Raw genomic sequence first — 6,872 nt, 5'->3', positions numbered from 1 at the left:
AAATTTTAAAAGGTGGCTGTGATGAATATAAACAAATATATCCATAACCTAACAACAATTCTTACACCTTATTTCAACGTTTATCGGGATGAAAAGCTCGGCACATTGTCTTTACCTTTTTATGCTCATTATCACCGACGTGATGAGAAATATTTTATGACAAAAAAGTCGAAAATTTGGGCTGTTGAAAATGAGCAATTTATTTTTGTGTGGCAAAAAGAAAATATCGTGACAAAAGAAGACATCACACAATTCTCTCAAACATTTATCAATCATGTGCCGAACTACATATCCAACCATCAAGATCATATGTCTACCGTTTTCATCGGGGCAATTGTCGCACCAAATGCATGTGATGAAGCAATAAAGGAGGTGAAACGATTTCGCAAGCTACAATTTATTCGTTTCGGATTACACGGTTGGCTCGAGTGTTATATTGCGATCATCGCTTTAGACTCAAAACAATTATTTACTCACCGAAAAGCTCGGTCGTTTACACATGTTTTCGAAAAACCATTTGAGGAGGATGTGCGTTGAACTTATTAACGTTGTTACTTGTTTGCGGAGTCATTTTAGTCATTGCCTATTTTACATATGGACGCTTTCTCGAAAGACAATTGAAAGTTGATAGCAATCGCAAAACACCAGCGTATGAAATGTATGATGGTATAGATTACGTGCCGGCAAAAAAACCTGTTTTACTTGGACATCATTTCGCTACAATCGCTGGAGGGGGACCAATTGTAGGCCCCATCACTGCTGCCGTGTTCGGTTGGTTTCCTGCTGTTTTATGGATTATGATCGGAGGCATTTTTATTGGCGGTGTTCATGATTATACATCATTGCAAGCTTCGATTCGCCATAAAGCACAATCGATCGGGACGATTATTAAACAATATATGGGAAGTCGCGGACAAGTATTATTTTTAACTTTCTCTATCGCGACACTTATGCTCGTTGTTGGTGTATTTATTATTTTAGTTGCAAATACGTTTGTCGCTGTTCCACAAGCAGCTACAGCATCTGTTTTATTCCTCGGCATTGCGATTATTTTTGGCTTTTTTGTTAATCAAATGCGAATGAACTTATTTGTAGCCAGCGTGCTAGGGGTTATCGCTATGCTCTTATCTGTATGGGTTGGCATTCAATATCCACTTTCGTTAAGCGCAACAACATGGTCACTTATTTTACTAGGTTACGCATACGCTGCATCGGTATTACCTGTCTGGATTTTGTTACAACCACGCGATTATTTAAACTCATTTCTTTTATACGGCATGATTGCTGGGGCTGCTGTCGGCATGATTATCGCTGCACCGACTATTCAGTTTCCAGCGTTTACAGGTTTTTATCACGAAAAACTCGGATTTTTGTTTCCAATTTTGTTCATTACAATCGCTTGCGGTGCTATTTCAGGCTTCCATTCGCTCGTATCATCTGGAACGACCGCAAAACAGCTTGATAATGAGAAAAATGGGAAATTTATCGCCTATGGTGGTATGTTGTTAGAAAGCTTTTTGGCAATCATTTCGGTTGGAACGGTCGCGTATTTAACACAAGCTGACTTTGCGACTCGTATGAGTGAACTTGGTGGGCCAATTGGTACATTTTCTGCTGGTGTTGGTTATTTTATGTCCCATGTCGGCATCCCAGAAGCAACAGCAGTTACATTTACCGCACTTACAGCATCCGCTTTCTTATTAACAACATTAGATTCAGCAACACGGTTAATGCGCTACGCCATTCAAGAACTTGGTGAAGAGCGAACAAACGCATTTAAAAATAATCATGTCGCAACAACAGTTGGTCTGATCGGTGCTGGAGCGCTTGCATTATCAGGAACATGGCAGTCCGTCTGGCCGCTTTTCGGGGCAGCGAATCAAATGCTCGGGGCGCTTGCTTTGCTAGCTGTTTCCGCATGGCTCATGAAAATTGGCGCCAAATCGTTTTATGTTGTCATCCCAATGGTGTTTATGCTCGTTGTAACGATTGCTGCTCTTTGTGTGTTGATGTATCAAAACGCATTAAAACAAAATTGGCTATTAGCTGGCTCTGCTTTCATTCTTTTCGTTTTATGCATTTTCTTAGCCATTGAAGGATGGGGAGCGATGACGAAAACAACGAAAAAAGAAGTCGTTTCTTACCACCGATAAATGAAATGAAGCTAGCGCTTTTATTGCGCTAGCTTCGTTTTCATATATGGTCGCAAAGTTGAAAATGGAATAAGAAATTCGCGAATGCCTGCGGCGTATGGGGCTATTTCATAAAGTCCATAATAAACGACAATACCATCTTTCGTCATATAATAAGGTTGATCATTCGGCATCTTTTGCACAACAGCGATGGCGTTGTCAAAATATAAATCGTTTTCTTTTTTATTTGAGCAATCACTTCGTCTATAATCACTTGTTTGTATTTCGTTCCTTTTTTAAATAAGTCGCTTAGTAACAACGATTTCCCTGTATGGAAATCGAAATTGTTTGGCACTTTCACTGTCATTCCGTGCGCCCCACCTGTATAGCCATATAACGTAACAGGAATGCTTAAAATGCCATGTTGATTGTACGTCACTTCATAATTGCTGACTGCTGCATGCAATCGATATGGAAATCCTTCCTTTTTGCTTATTGCCATATTTTCTCGCGCTTGCTTTTCTACTTCACGCTTTAAATCAAGCGACTCCTTACGCAATAAACGATTGACTTGGCGCTGGAAAGATTGGTTGATCGATCCGGATACGATCGGAATGTTCAAATCGACTTCCATCAGTTCATTTGTATATTTTATTTGCTTCGTTGTCACATGAAGTGGGTGGCTGTACGCTGTCAATATAAATAACATCAACACCATCATCCATATGTTTCGTTGTTTGAACACGATGTTCACCTCGTTTGTTTTACCGAAAGTTTGCGTTAAAACAAACGAATTTATGCATTACTATTATTTTAACATTTGTTTCACTAACTCTCGATTTCGCTCCTTAAACGCTTCGTGATGTGAAGATACCATCGCATACGGATCGGCAGTGGGTTCAATGAAACGTTTCGCACTATTTACCGCATTCGCTGCGTCTTGGAAAGCACCTGTAAGTAAATATAACTTTCCATCATATTTTGAAATATCGCCAGCTGCATATAACCCCGGAACAGAACATTCTCCTTTTGCATTTGTCGCAATATAATATTCGTCAACCATTTGAATGGGTAGTTCACTATTGGCAAGCAATGAGGCATCTCGTTCATATCCATGGCTAATAATGACATCATCTACATCGAGTTCAAACACATCGCCCGTCTCATGATTTGTCAATACCACTCGCTCAATCATTTCATGGTTGGGGCTGGCAACTAATTTTGTAATGGACGTATGGAAAAAGCAAATGGCAGAACTATTTAATAATTGCGTCACTTGCGCCTCATGTCCTTTTAACGATTCATTACGATAAGTGACGTATACTTTTTTCGCAATTGGCACGAGTTCATTTGCCCAATCAATCGCTGTATTCCCCCCACCCGAAATAATCACCGTTTTCTCTTTAAATTGTTTTAACGATTTCACCGTATAGTGTAAATTTGTAATCTCAAACTTTTCTGCTCCTTCAATTTGAAGTTTTTGCGGCTTTAATATGCCACTTCCTACCGCAATAATGATCGTTTTCGATATATGTCGTTGACCAGATGATGTTTGTAAAATGAATATGCCGTCTTCTCTTCGCTGAATCGTTTCAACTTTTTCATTTAATACAACGGTCGGATTAAAGGTAAGCGCTTGTTTAACAAGTTGTTCGCGTAATTTCTCTCCTGTAATCGGAGCATGCCCGCCAACATCCCAAATCATTTTTTCTGGATACACATGCAATTTTCCACCTAACTGCGACTGATATTCAATCAACTTCGTTTTCATTTCTCGCAATCCACTATAAAACGTCGCATACAGCCCTGCTGGTCCACCGCCAATGATCGTCACGTCATACAATTGTTGCTCCATCGTTATCACCCTTAAATTTGATTATCATTCTCATTTAAATATACATCTTTTTTCAAACTTTTACAATGTAAAAAGACAGGCTGATGCCTGCCTATTTTTTACCTGTATAAATAAAAATCGCCTCACGGAAAAATTCCGCCGTTCCTGGTTGTTTCTGATCGTAGTATGCTTTAAATCGTTCATCATCCACATACATTTGTGCCAATCCTGCATGTGCTTCTTTTGAATAATGGTCCCAAAAGTACCCTAACCATTGACGATGTAAATCGGCTGCTTTTTGGGCAAGCTCTCCCGCTGGGTCGCCAGTCAAAAACGCTTCATGCAATACGCGCAATACTTCTTCGCCAAGCTTTGTTACTTCTTCGTATTGTGCTTGCGTCATGTTTTTTACTTTTTCGTTTGCTTTGTTCACCTGTTCCTCCCCATATTTTTCCCGAATTTCTTTGCCATAGTTCCGTTCGTTTTCGTCAATGAGCTGCTGTTTAAACGCCTCAAATTTTTCTTTGTCGCTCATGATGATTCTCCCTTCTTTCGCTAATAGCGTTTTTTCGACATTGGCGATTAACGCTTCTAACCGCCGCCGTTCTGCCAAGAGTTTTTCGCGATGTTGCTTTAACGCCTGTACGTCGTCAAATGACGGGGACATGATGATTTGCTTAATCGTTTCTAAATCCACCCCGAGTTCGCGATAAAACAAAATTTGCTGGAGTTGGTCGACCTCTTTCGCTCCGTATATGCGATAGCCCGAGGCATTCACTCTCGCTGGCTTCAAAAGACCGATTTCATCGTAATAACGTAGCGTTCGGCTCGTCACCCCCGCCAATTTCGCTAACTGTTGCACCGTATATTCCACCCAATCACCTCCTGACAATTTCACTATAAACGTTTACGTAACGTCAATGTAAAGCAAAAAATAAAAAAATCTCGCCATAAAAGCGAGTGTTATTTGACTAATCCATGTTTAGATAGGCACGAACATGCGTCTCATCGACATGAAGAAGAACGATTTCTTCCATGATTAGTTTTTTTATAAACTCGAGTTCTTTTTCAAAGGCTGCTTGAAGCACTGGATCGCCTTTGACGAGCTTATAGGTCGGAAACGGAGATTTATGTGATCGAACCGTTGAAAAGTGGCTCAATTTTAGGTTACCAAATACACCATTTTTATATTTATGTGGTATAATATGGGCGATAATTTATTTTTTGATCTAAAGGAGGATCAGTGTTATGGGTGTTGCAATTCATACACCGAATTGTTCTGTAAGTAAGGGATACTCCAGTGGTTAGGGAGTAGGAGGGGGAGCAAGCTGCAGTGGTCCAGGCGCTAGTGTCTCTGCAAAAAGCAAATATGTAGGTGGAGAAGCGAAAGTATCTGTTGGGGAAGTTGAAGCGCATGCCAAAGCCAATAAAAAGGGGATTTCAATTGGTGGAGAGGCTACACTCCATAAATACTCATCAAGTATCGATATCAAGATCCCATTTACGAAGAAATCAATATCAATCAGTGGTTCTATAGGAGTAGGATCAATTGGAGCAAAATATGATATTAACCCGTGGTGCTAGATAAAATCGAGTAAGCATAAAAATAGCCCTTGCTTGTGGATCTCCTGTAGAATGAAAGTGCTATCCAACATTCGAAAGGAGAATCCCCATGCAAGAGCGCTTTCATTTTACTACAGATCAAGCAAAGATTCAAAAACAATATGCAGCCATTTTCTTTTTTGTTTCTGCCCAGCTGTCACAAATTCAATTCTATCTTCAACGTCGCAATCGTCATTTGGTGAAACAAGAAGACGCAGTGATCATTGCCATTCATCTTTTGGGAAAGCTGCTTGGCTTCTCTTCCGAACGTGCATGGCATCGCTTTGTGACTGGGAACTTGTTTACGGATGGACATTTTCTCGAACGTTCTCGATACAATCGCCGTTGTCGAGCGCTGCGCTTTGCGATCAAATGGATTCGCCATGAGCTAGCCAAACGTGGACAACACCACGCCTATGCGGTAGTAGATAGCATGCCACTCGAATTGTGCCATACCGCAAGAATGTACCGAGTCAAACGATTTCAAGGAATCGCGGACATCGGGCTCTGTGCATCGAAAAAGCAGTGGTACTACGGATTTAAGCTCCATCTTCAGGTGACCAACCAAGGACTACCCATGGGATACGTGGTAACGGAGGCGTCCTGTCACGATCGAACCGCAGCTGAAACCGTCATGACTCAAATTCCTCACCTCTATAACTTGGGTGACAAAGGATTCATCAGTAGCGAATTGCAAAAAAAGTTGTATGAAGAGTACTAAATCGCTTTTTGGACTCCATCTCGCAAAAACCAGAAACACCGCCCATCGGAATCATGGGAGAAATGGCTCAAACAAAAACGTAAAGTGATAGAGACGGTGTTCTCCGTCCTCGTTGACCAGTATCGTATGACAGACATTCGTGCGAATTCGATTGCGGGATTTGAAGTAGCACTAGATGGCATCTTGTTGGCATATTCACTTGTCACACTTGGGCTAGTTGAGCGCTAGCGCTCAACTAGCACCACGGGTACTTGATTATATTTTAAACATATATATACACTAGCGTCGCATTAAAATAATTTAACACCTTTAAATAAACCGAATTTTCTGAAATATAATCCAAACACAAAAAAATCCTTTATAATGGTTGGGTGGTAGTAAACCATCCAAATCCAATACAAAGGACAAAACCATGGATAAGTTTACACGAAAAACATCATTTGAACAATGGTTTTCACCGATTAATCGTCCATTATTTGATGACCTAGTGAAAACACATCAATTAAATCACTATACCAAGAAACTTTATATGGCTTCATTTATGAAACTGCTTTTGTATGCCCAACTCCATGAAACCGAGAGT

7 protein-coding genes and 1 pseudogene are annotated in these 6,872 nt (G+C 40.4%); 4 read left to right on the top strand and 4 right to left on the bottom strand.

Going from position 1 to position 6,872, the window contains the following annotated elements; translation table 11 throughout:
* Positions 1-21 precede the first annotated feature (21 nt).
* Positions 22-537 (top strand): DUF8052 family protein, encoded by a 516-nt coding sequence (locus JV16_RS14635; RefSeq protein WP_042536447.1) that lies wholly within the window; start codon positions 22-24, stop codon positions 535-537.
* Positions 534-2,153: a carbon starvation CstA family protein gene (locus tag JV16_RS14630; RefSeq protein ID WP_042536446.1), complete on the top strand. Its 1,620-nt coding sequence runs from the start codon at positions 534-536 to the stop codon at positions 2,151-2,153. The genes JV16_RS14635 and JV16_RS14630 overlap by 4 nt, the downstream gene beginning before the upstream one ends.
* A 20-nt stretch (positions 2,154-2,173) precedes the next feature.
* Here the strand turns inward: JV16_RS14630 and JV16_RS16075 are convergent, their stop codons facing one another.
* From JV16_RS16075 to JV16_RS14615, 4 genes are all read right to left on the bottom strand, one after another.
* Complete coding sequence (locus tag JV16_RS16075) at positions 2,174-2,302, bottom strand: RsiV family protein (RefSeq protein ID WP_244463847.1); 129 nt, start codon at positions 2,300-2,302, stop codon at positions 2,174-2,176.
* On the bottom strand, positions 2,299-2,877 hold the full coding sequence (locus tag JV16_RS14625; protein WP_244463845.1) for a DUF4163 domain-containing protein: 579 nt from the start codon (positions 2,875-2,877) through the stop codon (positions 2,299-2,301). Before JV16_RS14625 ends, JV16_RS16075 begins: the two co-directional genes overlap by 4 nt.
* A 63-nt stretch (positions 2,878-2,940) precedes the next feature.
* Positions 2,941-3,987 carry an NAD(P)/FAD-dependent oxidoreductase gene (locus JV16_RS14620; protein ID WP_042536445.1) on the bottom strand — a complete coding sequence of 349 codons (1,047 nt, stop codon included), beginning with the start codon at positions 3,985-3,987 and terminating at the stop codon, positions 2,941-2,943.
* Between the two features lie 91 nt (positions 3,988-4,078).
* Positions 4,079-4,840, bottom strand: a complete 762-nt coding sequence (locus JV16_RS14615; RefSeq protein ID WP_244463844.1) for a MerR family transcriptional regulator — start codon at positions 4,838-4,840, stop codon at positions 4,079-4,081.
* Positions 4,841-5,638: 798 nt separating this feature from the next.
* On the opposite strand from JV16_RS14615, the pseudogene JV16_RS14605 reads away from it, so the two are divergent.
* Together JV16_RS14605 and JV16_RS14600 are read left to right on the top strand one after the other, a co-directional pair.
* Positions 5,639-6,517, top strand: a pseudogene (locus JV16_RS14605) (IS982 family transposase).
* 184 nt (positions 6,518-6,701) lie between these two features.
* Positions 6,702-6,872: DUF4372 domain-containing protein (locus JV16_RS14600; protein ID WP_042536443.1), on the top strand; the 171-nt coding region annotated here is incomplete at its 3' end.

It is taken from the genome of Anoxybacillus ayderensis (assembly GCF_000833605.1).
GTDB classification, from domain to species: domain Bacteria; phylum Bacillota; class Bacilli; order Bacillales; family Anoxybacillaceae; genus Anoxybacillus; species Anoxybacillus ayderensis.
The sequence above is the reverse complement of the archived record's forward strand: the minus strand, read 5'-3'. Positions and strand labels throughout refer to the sequence as shown.